We start from the raw sequence: 14,156 nt of genomic DNA, 5'->3' as shown, positions 1-14,156 counted from the left end.
GCTTTATGGTTTTTCGCGTGCTAGTCCTGCTGGCTGAGGGCTGAGCGTTCATCAATTGACTGAGACTGACGCTGCGCCTGCTCGCGACGGCGGGTGCGCCAGAGGGGAATGCCGAGGCTCAGCACCAGCGACAGTAGGGTTAAGATAAGAAACGTCAGGGCAATCGGGCTGGTGAAAAATACCCGCATATCACCGCCGGACAGGGTTAATGACTGGCGAAACGACTGCTCAAGGTTATTGCCCAGCACCAGTGCCAGCACCATCGGCGCCAGCGGCACATCGATCTTGCGCAGCACATAGCCCAGAATGCCAAAGCCGAGGACCAGATAGAGATCAAAGGCGCTGGACTGAATCGACCAGACGCCAATGCTGGCAATGGTCACAATCCCCGGCAGCAGCATGCCAGTCGGAATATATAACAGGCGGATAAACAAAAAGACCAGCGGCAGGTTAAGGATCAGCAGCACCAGGTTGCCGACGTACATGCTGTCGATCAGCCCCCAGACCATTTGCGGATGCTCCTGCATCAATAGCGGGCCTGGCTGAATGCCGAACATCACGAAGGCGCCGAGCAGCAGGGCCGAAGAGCTGCTGCTGGGGATCCCCAGCGTCAATAGCGGAACCATATGACCGCCCACGGCGGCGTTATTGGCGGCTTCCGGTCCGGCAACGCCTTCAATCATCCCTTTACCGAACCGTTCCGGCTGTTTGCTAAGCGACCGCTCCATACTGTAAGACAGCACCGTGGCAATAGTGGCGCCGCCCCCTGGCAGGATGCCTTTAGCAAACCCCAGGAAGGTTCCGCGCAGAATCGGCATACGCGAGCGCCGCCACTCCTGCCTGGTTAACCACAGCGACCCTTTAATCGGCTGCACAGGCTCGCTGCCTTTCAGATGGCGTTCAAAGTTAATTAACACTTCTGATATGGCAAACATGCCGACTGACGCCACCATAAAGGGAATGCCGCCCTGTAACTCGGCAATACCGCCGGTAAAGCGCGGCATCCCGCTTTGTAAGTCGATGCCGATAGTGGCGATAATCAGCCCCAGCACCATGGAAAACAGCCCGCGCGCGACGGATTTACCGCTGAGCGACGCTACCGCGCTAAGGGAAAACAGCAACAGCGCTGCAAACTCTATCGGGCCGATTTTCAGCGCGAAGGCAGAGAAAGGTCCGGCGAAGAAGCTCAGCAGCACGACGGCGATAGTCCCGGCAATAAAGGAGCCAAGGGCCGACACCGCCAGCGCCGCCCCGCCCCGGCCCTGGCGCGCCATCTGGTAGCCGTCGAGCGCGGTCATGACCGACGAGGATTCGCCTGGGGTGTTGATCAGTATGGATGCCGTCGAACCGCCATACATGGTGCCGTAATAAAGGCCACACAGCATGATCAGCGCGCCGCCTGGCTCCAGCCCGAAGGTGATCGGCATCATCAGGGCAATGCCCGCCGTCGGGCCTAATCCTGGCAAGACGCCCACGGCGGTGCCCAGCAGGCAGCCGATCAGAATATACATCAGGTTCTCTGGCTGAAAAGCGATGCTGAAGCCATGTAATATTTGTAACCACGAATCCATGATTGCCTCATTCAGGAAAAGAGCAGCCCGCCGGGCAGGGGAACGTCCAGCAGCTCGCGAAACAGATACCAGCTGGCGATCGGAAAGAGGATGGCGACCGTCACCGCCTGTCGCCGCTTCGGATGGCACCAGCCCATCGTTAGCAGTAAAAACAGGGTGGTATCGACCACGTAGCCTAGCGGTTTAAAGCCGATGAAATAGAGCGCAATGACCACCAGTGCCGCCAGCACCGGCGTGAACGAGCCGGAAAGGGCCGGGCGCGACGCCATTTTTTTACGCCCTTCCAGCAGTAGCAGCAGGCAACTAAACAGCATGGCAATGCAGAGTAATTGCGGAAACGCACGCGGCCCGAGCGGATCGCCCATACTCAGCTGGGGAATCGCCTGGATTCCCCAGTAGTAAATGGTCGTAATGATGATGCCAGCTAACGCCAGCAGGTAACTCACAGCGGAAGATCCTGCGCTGGCGGCGTTATTTTTCATGATTTTATAATACCCAGCGATTTATACAGTGCGCTCAGACGACGGGCGCTGTCATCGATCGCCTTGCTGGCCGCAGTATGGTCGCCATAGCCGGGATCGATATATTCCTGCTTAAGCTGCGCGCGCCATTCCGGCGTTGAGGTGATCTGCTGCAGCGCAGACTCCCAGAAGCGCACCTGTTCCGGTTTTAATCTCGGCGGGCCAACGACGATGCGCCAGCCGCTGGTCACGATATCCACGCCCTGTTCGCGCCATGTTGGTACCTCCGCCAGCGCGCCGCCCAGGCGTTGTTCGGTGGTGGAGGCTAATACCCGCATGCGGTGCGCCTGGTAGAAAGGCACCACGCTGGAAACGGTGGTGATCACCACGTCAACATGGCCCCCCAGCGTCGCGGTGACCCCTTCTGCGGCGGAGTTAAAGCTAAGCGCCTTTATTTTATGGATATCCGCGCCTGCGGCGCGAGCCAGCTCCATGGCGGCTGCGTAGTTTAACGTGCCAAGTCCGCTGGAAACCGAGAAGGAGACGCTAGCCGGATCCTTTTTCAGTCTGGCAATTAAATCTTTACCGTCTTTAATCGGCGAGTCGCTGCGCACGGCAAACAGAAAGTTTTCGCTAAACAGCAGACCGAGCGGGGTGAATTTTTTGTAATCGATCGGACTACGCCCCAGCAGTTTATTGGTGACAAATGGGCTATTAACAACCTGAATACTTTCGCCATCGGCAGGCTGACTTTGCAAATAACTCAGCGCCAGGGCGTGACCCCCGCCAGGACGATTGACCACTTCACTTGCGGCGGGAACTAATTTCGCGCTTTTCAGCCCGTCGCTGACCATTCTTGCGGTGCGATCCATCGAGCCGCCGGGACCGACGCCAACGATAATTTGTACCGGACGTTGCGGTCGCCACGCACTGTCGTCTGCGGCAACCGTCGCGGCGGAAAATAGCGCTGAGGTTATCAGCGGTAATAATAACCGCCAGCGTAAGGTGCCGGCGCGAAACGCACTTTTTTTCATTCTGTTTCCTTTTTCACTCAAGGCACGCTAAAGGGCTGTTACGGGTTTTATCTTAAAAATGGATAGCTGCCTGAAGACGCTATCACCGTAAATTAAATAAATTAAATGCATTTTACGTATAAGGTAATATGCGTAACTGTAATAATCGCTAAGCACAGAAAATTGCTGGCATTCTGCTTTTTTATCCGCGCGTTATTTATTTTACTCATTTGCAAAGCTGAAAATTTAATAAGACTTTTTTATATTTTTGCGGATTATTATCCCGTTAATTCATATTAGTTTTCGGCAATAAGCCGCCGCTGCGTTGGCGATAACGCCCGGCGCTGAGGGGAATTTTTCTTTTATTTATATGCCAGCAATTGCTGTTATTTCACCATTTAATTAAGGAGAGGCGATGTCTGCGACTCTGGCTCCAGCGGCTGCCCACCAAAGGTCAGGCGAATTAACCCGCTTTATTCAGCAAATGCGCGTACAACCGCTGCCCCCCGCCGTGCTGATGGAAGCCAAACGCGCGCTGGTTGACTGGCTGGGCGTCTCTATCGGCGCGCACCGCGCACCGGTAGTGAAAGCGGTACGTCAGGTAGCGCTGGGCTGGCAGGCAGCGGGCAGGGCGCAGATAATTCTCGGCGGTCAAACTACGCCGGCACTGGCGGCGCTGGTTAACGGCACGATGGCGCACGCCGCGGATTTTGACGATACCCATCCGGCCGGAGCCGGTCACCCCAGCGGCCCCTGCTGGTCAACGGCGCTGGCGCTGGGTCAATCGTTGCTGGCGACAGAACAGCAGGTGCTGCGGGCTTTTATCACCGGCTATGAAGTTATGGCCAGGCTGGGCGGCGGCGATTTTCACGGCGTCGGCAGAAATTTACAGCGGCGGGGGTTTCATCCAACGGCGATCGTCGGACGGGCTGGCGCGGCGGCGGCGGCGTCATCGCTGCTGGCGCTTGATGAGTCAGAGGCGGCCAATGCGCTGGGGGCGGCGGCAACCATGATGGGCGGATTAATGAAATCATCCGGCACGCACGGTAAGCCGTTTCACGCCGGCAAAGCGGCGATGGATGGCATTATGGCCGCTGAGCTGGCGAAGTCCGGCTTTATTGCCGCCCCGCACTTTTATGAGCCAGCCGGCTGGCTGAAATCGTTTATCCAGAGCGGTGAAACCAACGTGCCTCCGCTGGATTTTGACGCTGGCTGGGCGATCGCGTCTAACGGCTATAAGCTGTATGCCAGCTGCCGCGCCACCCACGCCTCGATTGAAACGGCGCGCGGCCTTTTCAACCAGCTTAACGGGCGGCAGATTGCGCGTATTCACGCACGCGTACATCCCATGTGTTTAGTTAACGCCGGGAATCCCCATCCGCAGACGCCGCTGGAAACCAAGTTCAGCGTGCAGCACTGCATTGCGCTGGCGCTGAGCGGCTATCAGCTCGGCGATCAGGATTTTACTGATGAAAAAACCGCCGATCCCGCCGCCAGCGCGCTGCTGGAAAAAGTTAGCGTCGAGGCAATTGAAGGTCAGGCGCCTCACGCGGCGATTATCGATATCGGGTTTACCAATGGCGAACAGCTGCGCGGTGAAACCAAAATCGTGCGCGGTCATCCGCTCAATCCCCTGACGCTTGATGAACTGCACGAAAAGTTCTCCCGGCTGACAAGGCCGGTGATTGGCGAGCGTAACAGCGAGACGCTGTTTGATACGGCGCTGGGCTTCGAACAGCCGGGCGCCCTGAATACCCTTAGCGGCCTGCTGGCCGGGCCGCGTTAAAACGCCAACATCCGGGAAAACACCATGACAATCGCTTTGCAATTTGCGCGAAATATCCACCATTTCTATCGCCGCCCGCTGGCCGCTGAAGCCGTTGAGCGCGCCCGCTATGCGCTTACTGACACGCTGGGGGTCATGCTGGCGGGCAGCGTACAGCCCGGCGCCCTTAAGCTGCGCCAGGTGATTGAACCCTATGCCGCCGCCGGCAGCAGCCGCGTTTTTGGCGGTGATTTACGCCTCAACGCCCCGGATGCCGCGCTGCTGAATGGCATGGCGGCCCATATGCTTGATTTTGATGATTCCAACTCGCGGTTGTATGGCCATACCTCGGTGGCGATACTTCCCGCCTTGCTGGCGCTGGCTGATGAAACGCAGGCGCCGCAGGAACAGGTGATTAAGGCCTATATTACCGGCTTTGAAGCCGCTTCACGGCTTGGGGATGCGGTTGGCCGCTATCAGTACACCCACGGCTGGCATCCGACCACGTCCCTTGGCCTGTTTGCCGCCGTTGCCGCCTGTGCCGCGCTGCTGGCGCTCAGCGAGGCGCAAACGGCGGTGGCGCTTTCCATCGCCACCTCATTTTCCTGTGGCATTAAGGCCAACTTCGGTAGTGAAACCAAGCCGCTGATCGTCGGACATGCTAATCGCAATGCGCTGATTGCCGTTAAGCTGGCACAGCAGGGTTTCACCGCCGGCGCGCAGGCCTTTGAGCATCATCACGGCTATCTCAACGTGTTCAACAGCGGCGCGGATAATTACGATATCGCACTGCTTACCGCGCCCTGGGAGGGCGATCCGGTTTTGCTGGACAGAACCCGGGGCATTAAGCAAAAGCGCTTTCCCTGCTGCTACGCCATTCTGCCGCCGATCGACGGCATCTTAGCGCTGCGGCAACAGCATGACCTCAAGCCGGAGGATATCGCCAGCATTCGCGTTGGCGTGCATCCGATCCGCTTTCCGCATATTAACGTGGCTGCGCCCGCCACGCCGCTGGCGGCAAAGTTCAGCCTGCATTACTGCGTTGCCCGCGCGCTGGAAGAGGGCGAGCTGGTGCTGGCGGATTTTATTGACGAGGCGCGTTTCTCCCGCGCGTCGACGCGCGCGCTGATGCAAACCGTGAGCCTGGAGCCCTATCAGTCTGATAACGCCGGCGGCGCAGAGGTGGTGATTACCACCCGCGATGGCCGCCATCTGAGCACCTTTATTCACAGTGCGATTGGCGCATCTTATGACAACCCGCTGCCGGCGGCGGAGAATCAGGCAAAGTTTCTGCACTGTGCGGCACTGGCTATCGGCGAAGCGGCCGCCGCTGAATTTTATCAGCGTCTCAGTCGCGGCGAGCTGTACTGATGAGCGGCCACGTCAGGCGCTGAAAAAGCCCGGCGACTTACTCTGAACGGAAATGCTATGAAACTTGACGATATGCAGGCTTTTATTGCGCTGGTGGAATTGCAGTCCACGCAGCAGGCCGCCGCGCACCTCGGCCTGACGCAGCCGGCGGTCACCCGGCGGGTACAAAATCTTGAACAGGCGCTGAACGTGACCCTGCTTGACCGGCAAACCAAACCGCTGACGCCGACCAGCGTTGGCCTGCAGGTTTATCGCCAGTGTCTGCGTATTGCGCAGGAGGTGCGAAACCTCCAGCATCAGGTCGCCAGCGATAACTTGCCGCACGGTGCGCTGAACATCGGCCTGCCTTACGTCCTTTCCGACGGCGGCGTGCTTGGCGCGCTCTCCCGATTGCAGCAGCGCTATCCCGACCTGAAACCGCAAATCCGCAGCGGCTGGGGACGGGATTTGCTGCGCCAGCTGCAACAGCGGGCGCTGGACGCCGCGCTGCTGCTTTTTCCTGCCAGCCAGCATTTTTCCGGAATATTACATGCCAGCTCGCTGGGTGACGTCGAGCTGGCGATCGTCGTCGCCGCCGATGCCGCCCGCAAGCCAAAAACCCTCGCCGAGTCTGCGCAATACGGCTGGGTGTTGAACCCGGACGGATGTGGATTCCGCGCCTCGGTGATGCGCGCGCTGGAGGATCGTGGGGTTCCCCTGCGGCTGAATGCCGAGGTGCAGGGCAGCGCGCTGCAGCTGGCGTTTATCGCCGAGGGACGCGGACTTGGCATTATGCCGCTTTCGGTGGTGAAAAAGGCGCGGCAGCGTTTTCCCCTTTCCGTGCTGTCGCTGCGTGATTTTAAACCGCATACCCAGCTGTGGCTGGTTCATCCCTCGCTGACGGCAAGCCAGCAGGCGGCAATGACGCTGTTTGGTAACCAGCTGGCCGCTGAGTTTCGCGGGGGCGCTTCTGCACACCTGAATGGAGCCGGATTATGAGCATATCTTTGTACCAGCCATTACGTCAGTTCGTTAACGACCTGGCCTGCCTGCTCGACCGTACCCGCGAGGAGGAACAGATACTGGCGCAGGGCACAACTCTACTGCAAACCCTGATCGCGCGTGATGACTGGCTGGACGCTGAATTTACCCGGCCGGACCCTGAACGTTATCAGCAGTATCTGCTGCATGCCGATGCGCAGCAGCGCTTTTCGGTGGTGAGCTTCGTCTGGGGGCCGGGTCAGACCACGCCGGTACACGATCACCGGGTCTGGGGGTTGATCGGCGTGCTACGCGGCGCGGAAATATCGCAGAACTACCGGCAAAATTCGGACGGATTACATCTTCACGGCGCGCCGGTGCGGCTGGAGGCCGGTAGCGTCGAGGCGGTTTCGCCGCAGGTCGGCGATATTCACAAAGTCAGCAATGCCTTTGCCGATCGGACCTCGATCAGCATTCATGTGTATGGCGGCAATATCGGCGGCATAAAGCGCGCCGTCTACCGGCCAGACGGTGAACAGAAGCCGTTTATTTCCGGCTACGACAACCACCACTTGCCTAATATTTGGGATTTTTCAAAATGAGCACAGCATTTTCATCACGTTCGGCGCAGACCATTTTGCAGGCGCTGCGTCAGGGGCAGGAAGTGGCGCTGATCGATCTGCGCGACGAAGCACAGTTCGCCAGCGGTCATCCGCTGTTTGCTGCCAATATCGCCTTTTCCCGCCTGGAAATTGAAATTGGCGATCGCGTGCCGCGCCTGAGCGCGCCGGTAACCTTGTACGATAACGGCGAAGGCCTAACCCAGCTTGCCGCGCACAGGCTACAGCAGCTGGGCTATAGCGATGTAGCCCTGCTGGAAGGCAATCTGGACGGTTGGCGACAGGCTGGCGGCGAGCTGTTTATTGACGTTAATTCGCCCTCTAAAGCGTTTGGCGAGCTGGTCGACAGTCGAAACCCTACGCCTTCGCTAACGGCTGAAGAGGTTGATGCGCTGCTTAAGGGCAAGCAGGACGTGGTGGTGCTGGATAGCCGTCGCTTTGATGAATATCAGACCATGTCGATTCCCGGCGCCATCAGCGTACCGGGCGGTGAACTGGCCTTAAGAATAAAAGACCTGGCGCCTTCAGCGCAGACAACGGTTATCGTCAACTGCGCCGGACGCACGCGCAGCATTATTGGCACCCAGTCGTTGATTAATACCGGCATAAGCAATCCGGTCTACGCACTGCGCAACGGCACTATCGGCTGGACGCTGGCCGGTCAGCCCCTTGAACACGGGCAGTCGCGTCGCTACGGCGCGCTAAGCGACGATGGGCGTCAGCTGGCGCGCCTCGCTGCCCGACGTCTGGCGGATCGCGCTGGCGTGGCGCGTATTGATGTCGCCACCCTGGCGAGATGGCAACAGGATGAAACCCGCACCAGCTATCTGTTTGACGTACGCGATCCGGCGGAATATGAAGCCGGGCATCTGCCCGCCAGCCGCCCGGTTCCCGGCGGTCAGCTGGTGCAGGAAACCGATCACTACGCCAGCGTGCGCGGCGCGCGGTTGGTGCTGGTTGATAATGAAGGCGTGCGCGCCGACATGACCGCCAGCTGGCTGGCGCAAATGGGCTGGGAAGTGGCGGTACTCGACGGGCTAAGCCCGACGGCATTGAGCGAAACCGGGCAGTGGAAGCCCCGCGCCGTGGCGCCGTCCGGTCTGGAGGAGGTCGCGATTCAGGAACTGGCTGACTGGTTGCAGCAAGGCGGAACCCGGATAATCGATTTTACCGCCAGCGCGAGCTTCGTACAGCAGCATATTCCCGGCGCCGCATGGCTTACGCGCGCGGCACTGCTGGCCGATCCCTCGCTGCTGCCAGCGGCGGAGCGCTACGTCGTGACCTGCGGCAGCAGCCTGCTTGCCCGCTTTGCATGGCAGGACGTTGCCAGCCTGACGGATAAACCGGTATACGTGCTGAGCGGCGGCGACTCCGCGTGGTTCAGCGCCGGTTATCCCCGCCAGACAGGCGAGGAAGGGCTGCTGATAGCGCGCCAGGATCGCTATCGTCGCCCTTATGAAGGGCTTGATAATAGCCTGCAGGCGATGCAGGCCTATCTTGACTGGGAATATGGGTTAGTCGCTCAGCTTGAGCGCGACGGCACCCATGGTTTCTTTGTACTGGGGTCTGATTAAAACGCGACGTTAACCCGCAGTAGGATACTTTGCGAACGTGAGTTGTTGTTATCCAGCCCCAGCATGCCTTGCCAGGCAATGCCTGGCGTAATGCCATGGGCTAGCAGGAAATCGACGCCGACGCCGAGCGACAGGGTGCTTTTACTCATGTCGCTCAGCTTCATATTCCAGCTGTCATTGCCGGTATCGGCATAACCAAGCCGCGCGTAGCCGGTATCATTCATCAGCTGCGCGTACTCAACACGACTTTGTAAACGCATCAGCCCCCAGTGAAGAGGCACGCCATACTGGCCGCGAATACCGGTCACGGCGGTGAATTGTGAAAATGCCTGCGGTGCAAACGCCAGGTTAAAGGCATCGGCATCTTTTTCTGCATAGCCGTCAAGCCAGGTGCGGTAGAACTGCAAGCCGACATAGGGAGAAACCACATGGCTCGGCGTCCGGAAATCGTAGCCTGAAATAACCGCGCCGAACAGCTGGCGGCCGCTGCGTTCGCCGCGAGCATAAGCGCCGGTTTCGCTGACGTAGCGCCGGCTGTCAAAATCCAGCCGGCTGTAGCCCAGCAGGCTGTCGACAAAAAACGCGTCAGGATGATAGCTGCTGTACAGCGCGGAGCTGATAGAACGGCCATTGTTGCGCGTCCCGTTATCGCCAATATCGCTGACATCGCGGCCAAACCCAATCCCCATACCTGCGGTAAAGTCTGGCGTCAGGCGATAATCGGCACCGGTACTGATCCCCACCAGCGTATGGCTAAAGCGAACCGAATTGTCTTTATCGGAACCAAAGTCAACGTAACCGCCGGTCCAGTATGCGAGCCGGCTATTGGCGGCGGCGGTCGGACCAAACGGGGAGGGCGGTGGTGGTGGCGCGTCGGCCAGCTGATTGTACTGCTGCAATCCGTCGCCGGGACGATCATTATCGGTGGTGCGTTGCTGGTGCGAGGTTGGCAGCGCAAAATGGATACCGTCTAAATTCGAGGTACTGTCCATGCCGTTGTGTAATTGTGTCAGGCGATCGCTGAAATTGCGGATCTGCGCCTGAGCAAAGTTTTGCGCTGCGCGTAGCTGCGCGCTGATCATGCCGATGACGTCGGCATCTTTTGACGGGTCCGGCCTGGCGGCTATGGTGATGCTCACCTGCGCAGGCTGTGAGGCGCCGCCGTTAGCGAGCAGCACATAGCGCAGCGCTGTCGTGCCGCTGGCCTGCGGCGCGGCTTTAAATACCAGGTTATAATCGCTGCCCGCCGACTCAACTTCCGCCGTTCCTACCGACGATGCCGGCTGGTCTAACAGCCTGGCGCCGGTAAATGCGCCGCCGGTCGCCCCTGCCGACAGGTTAATTTTCACCGATTGCCCGGCGTAAAGCGAAGCGGCATGATCCACGGCGACCGGCGCGGCAGCGTTAATTTCCAGCTGCCAGGTGGACTGCGCGCTAGCGCCGTTGGCATCGGTGGCCTGTAAGGTAAAGGCTACCGATGCGGCGGCCAGCGGCGTGCCTTTCAGCTCGCCATCCGCGAACGTCAGGCCATCCGGCAGGTTGCCGCTCAGATGCCAGCTGTAAGGCGCGCTGCCGCCGGAAACGCTGAAGGTCTGGCTGTATGCCGTGCCGACCGTGGCGCGCGGTAACGCGCCTGCCGCCGGAGAGAGCGTCAGGACTGCCGGATTAACCGTCAGCGTAACCGTGGCTTCCTGGGTGGTGCCAAAGTTGTTGGTGGCGGTGTAGGTAAAGCTGTCGCTGCCGGCGTAGCCACGCAGCGGCGTATAGCGGATTTTTAACCCGACGGCGGTTGCCGTGCCGTGTGAGGGCGGCTGTACCACGGCAACCGAGGTCGCTTCTCCTCCGGACAGCGGCAGGGTAATCAGGTTATCGCTGCTGTCGGTTGCAATCACTTCACTCACCGGTGCGGCTGAGGGCGGCAGAGCGTTAACCACCAGTGTATAGCTAGCGTTGACGCTATAGCTGGCGCTGTCGGTGGCGGTTATCTGGAAAGTATAAGTCCCTGCGCTAACCGGCGAGCCGGAAACCTCACCGCTGGCGGGATTCAGCGAGAGTCCGGGAGGCAGCCCGCTGGCGCTGTAAGTGTAGGGGCCGCTGCCGCCGGAGGCGGTGAAGGTCTGCGTCCAGACGCTGCCCAGCGTGGCGGGCGTCAGGGTTCCCGCTGTTGGCGTAAGGCTAAGGGTCGGCGCGTCAATCGTTATGGTTACGCTGGCATCCGCCGAGGTCCCCGCGTTGTTGCTGGCGTTATAGCTAAAGCTGTCGCTACCGGAATAGCCGGGCGTGGGGGTATAGATTATCTGTAAGTTATCGACCGTCACGCTGCCGTGGGCTGGCAGGGTGGCGATGGCAACGGAGGTGGCGCTGGCGCCGGAAAGCGCCAGAGTAATCGGATTATTACTGCTGTTTATCATTACGTTAGCAGCTACCGGACCGGCGGTGGGGAGCTGGCCGGCGCGGATCGCGTTGATGCTGTAGCTGGTGGTCGTGGCGCCGTCTGCCGCCATGACGACCACTGAAAGGGTATTGCTGCCTTCGGCCAGAGGAACGCTGGGCGACGGAGAACCGGAGATGACCGGCGTACCGTTAACGGTGATGCTGGCGCCGCTGTCGGTCGCCACCGGCGTCACCTGCAAGCTGCTGATGTTGTTGGCGACGTTGAGGCTGTAGCTGGTTCTGCCGGCGGAAAAAGAGGGGGACAGAGGGCCGGCGCTAACCGTAAGGTTGCTCAGGCTGGCATCCGTGGAGGCGGCCGGCGGCGTCGACGCCGAGGTGCAGCTGACGGTGACCGGACTGATATAGCCATTAGACGTGCTCACTTTAAAATAAAGCCCGTTAGCGGTCAGCTGCGCGCTGGTGGCCTGCAACATAAAGCTGCCGGCATGGGATGTGTCGCTGGTGTGTCTGCTATAGCTGGGAAAGCCGCCGTTACCGGCAAGAATAACGCTATCGGCGGTTGTGGGGTTGCCATTAAAGCCTAAACCGGTATCGCTGGAAGATACCGTCAGGCTCTCGCCGCTTTCAAAGTCTGACGGCTGATAGCGTAATAATCCCGAACTCAAAGGGCTGGCATTATTCAGCGCGCTACAGGCGGCGGACATTGCCTGCGCGGGCGCAGCGGCGAATAGCGAAAATATGGCGGCGGCGGTAATGAAGCTGGCTGCCGCTTTCCACGGGTTTAGCAGAGGCACGATGAATTCACCCTAAATATATTTATAATCAGCGGGATAGGTTATTTTAAATGATTTTATCACGCGACGGCTAAGCGCAATGCGGCTATAACCTGCGAATAAACGGCTATTTCCACCTATAGATGTTTTTTGTCGCGGGCTGAGCTAATTCTGCGTCGGGGCAGGCCAGCCAATGGCGTCTTGTTATCAGGTTGTCTGATCATCCGGATCTTCAATTTCAATGGTCGGCGGGCGGTAGGTGAAGGAGACGGCGGTTGCCTGACGGCCATTACGTATTGCCTCCATCCATTCATCCAGCTTGGGAATAACCTTATCTAAATAAGAAAGATCGGTGCCGGAAAAATGATGATGTAACACTTTAACCTGTCCGTAAGCGGCATATTCATCGGCAGATATTTGTGATGAAAATCCCAGGTTTTGCGCGGATTCAATGCCGATAAGATATTTGCTCCAGCTCTTTCTTTCTTCGATTAATTCTTCCAGCAAACGCAGGCTAAGCTTTTTATGTTGTTTTTTAGTATTGCAGCCGAGACATACCGCCAGCAGATTATTGCCATCGTGATATTGCACTTCATTCAGGCTGGATGGCTTAATATGATCGAGATGGAAGGCGCTTTCCGGATAAATACCCAGGCAATAGTAGCAGCCAAGGGCGAGATAGCCTTTTTGGGGTTCCGACATGACCTGCTGTTCGCCGAGATGAATGCGTAGCGCCATACCGCTTAGCGGTATTTCGCCATCGGTGCTGATGCGTTTGTCTCTTTTCTGTATCTCCTGCTCGGTTTCTATCAGCCTTTTTAACCGGCTTTGAGAGGGGAAATTAACTTTTAACGCCACGTTTTCAATCATCTGACTGTGGATTTCAGGCGCGCTGTCGGCAAGCATGGTGATGTCGTACAAGCTGTCGCGATCGTCATATTTGTAGCTGCGCGTGGAGACGCGCAGGCTGTAGGTATAATCAATATTGACCTTTACTGAAACAAATTCAGCCAGCCAGCTCACTGCCTCAAGCGGATAAAGCGGACGTTTATCTTCATAAGACTTAAAATGCAGCCGCTGGCTGGTCAGAAAGTCCATAATATCGCCCTGGGTGGTATAGTCACGCCCACCCGACCAGTAGTGGCCTATTTTGCAATACATACTCTGATGCGGCGGCATTGTATGGTTTATTTCATCGATTATTTTCGCTGACCGAATAAATTTATCCTCTGCCGGCGTATTTCTGGTGTGATCTTGTCCGGTAATAATCAGCGCGCGATTCAGGGTGTCGCTTTTTTTGGTATTGCAACTCTGACAGCAGAGGATAAAGTTATTTTCATCGGTTTCCGCATCTTCAAGTATTTTTTTTACGGATTTTTCGTTCTCGGTTAACACTTTATAACGGGCATAAACCGCATAGGGAATGATATGATCGACGTGTGCAGCACGCGGATGAATATCTTCATTGCAGTAAGGGCATTTAAAAAAGGCAACGTCGTCGAGCTTAAAGATCGGCAGCCGGTGAATAAAGTGCTCCCGCTCGGCGCTGCTAAACCCTTTGATGTTTTTATTACCGCTAATATCAAAGGGATTGTGATTAAAGCTGTAGTCCAAAAACGCTCTCATTGTTTTTCTCACGTTTCTTAGCGAGCCG

Annotated in this window: 10 protein-coding genes; 5 read left to right on the top strand and 5 right to left on the bottom strand. The window is 57.9% G+C overall.

Annotation, left to right across the window (positions count from 1 at the left end; translation table 11 throughout):
* Positions 1–20: 20 nt before the first annotated feature.
* Genes BTJ39_RS19165 through BTJ39_RS19155 form a run of 3 tightly spaced genes read right to left on the bottom strand, consistent with a single transcriptional unit; the run spans position 21 to position 3,066 of the window.
* Positions 21–1,571, bottom strand: a complete 1,551-nt coding sequence (locus BTJ39_RS19165) for a tripartite tricarboxylate transporter permease (RefSeq protein ID WP_078004325.1) — start codon at positions 1,569–1,571, stop codon at positions 21–23.
* Positions 1,572–1,582: 11 nt separating this feature from the next.
* Positions 1,583–2,017 carry a tripartite tricarboxylate transporter TctB family protein gene (locus BTJ39_RS19160; protein ID WP_176110377.1) on the bottom strand — a complete coding sequence of 145 codons (435 nt, stop codon included), beginning with the start codon at positions 2,015–2,017 and terminating at the stop codon, positions 1,583–1,585.
* A gap of 32 nt (positions 2,018–2,049) precedes the next feature.
* Positions 2,050–3,066 carry a Bug family tripartite tricarboxylate transporter substrate binding protein gene (locus BTJ39_RS19155; RefSeq protein WP_078004323.1) on the bottom strand — a complete coding sequence of 339 codons (1,017 nt, stop codon included), beginning with the start codon at positions 3,064–3,066 and terminating at the stop codon, positions 2,050–2,052.
* Between the two features lie 394 nt (positions 3,067–3,460).
* Here BTJ39_RS19155 and BTJ39_RS19150 point away from each other — a divergent pair, with 394 nt between their 5' ends.
* From BTJ39_RS19150 to BTJ39_RS19130, 5 genes are read left to right on the top strand one after another with little or no spacing between them, the layout of a single operon-like run.
* Positions 3,461–4,831: an MmgE/PrpD family protein gene (locus BTJ39_RS19150; RefSeq protein ID WP_078004322.1), complete on the top strand. Its 1,371-nt coding sequence runs from the start codon at positions 3,461–3,463 to the stop codon at positions 4,829–4,831.
* Between the two features lie 24 nt (positions 4,832–4,855).
* Positions 4,856–6,181, top strand: a complete 1,326-nt coding sequence (locus tag BTJ39_RS19145; protein WP_078004321.1) for an MmgE/PrpD family protein — start codon at positions 4,856–4,858, stop codon at positions 6,179–6,181.
* A gap of 57 nt (positions 6,182–6,238) precedes the next feature.
* Entirely contained in the window at positions 6,239–7,159 is a 921-nt protein-coding gene (locus BTJ39_RS19140) for a LysR family transcriptional regulator (RefSeq protein WP_078004320.1), read from the top strand.
* Entirely contained in the window at positions 7,156–7,743 is a 588-nt protein-coding gene (locus tag BTJ39_RS19135) for a cysteine dioxygenase family protein (protein ID WP_078004319.1), read from the top strand. Before BTJ39_RS19140 ends, BTJ39_RS19135 begins: the two co-directional genes overlap by 4 nt.
* Positions 7,740–9,335, top strand: coding sequence for a rhodanese homology domain-containing protein (locus BTJ39_RS19130; RefSeq protein WP_078004318.1), 1,596 nt, complete (start codon positions 7,740–7,742; stop codon positions 9,333–9,335). The genes BTJ39_RS19135 and BTJ39_RS19130 overlap by 4 nt, the downstream gene beginning before the upstream one ends.
* Here the strand turns inward: BTJ39_RS19130 and BTJ39_RS19125 are convergent.
* Both BTJ39_RS19125 and BTJ39_RS19120 read right to left on the bottom strand, forming a co-directional pair.
* Complete coding sequence (locus BTJ39_RS19125) at positions 9,332–12,523, bottom strand: autotransporter family protein (RefSeq protein ID WP_078004317.1); 3,192 nt, start codon at positions 12,521–12,523, stop codon at positions 9,332–9,334. The two genes, BTJ39_RS19130 and BTJ39_RS19125, sit on opposite strands and share 4 nt — an antisense overlap.
* Positions 12,524–12,709: 186 nt before the next feature.
* Complete coding sequence (locus tag BTJ39_RS19120; protein ID WP_078004316.1) at positions 12,710–14,128, bottom strand: HNH endonuclease; 1,419 nt, start codon at positions 14,126–14,128, stop codon at positions 12,710–12,712.
* Positions 14,129–14,156: the final 28 nt, after the last annotated feature.

It is taken from the genome of Izhakiella australiensis, from assembly GCF_002006995.1.
GTDB lineage: Bacteria > Pseudomonadota > Gammaproteobacteria > Enterobacterales > Enterobacteriaceae > Izhakiella > Izhakiella australiensis.
Note: the sequence above shows the minus strand (reverse complement) of the source record. Positions and strands in the feature narration are given on the sequence as shown.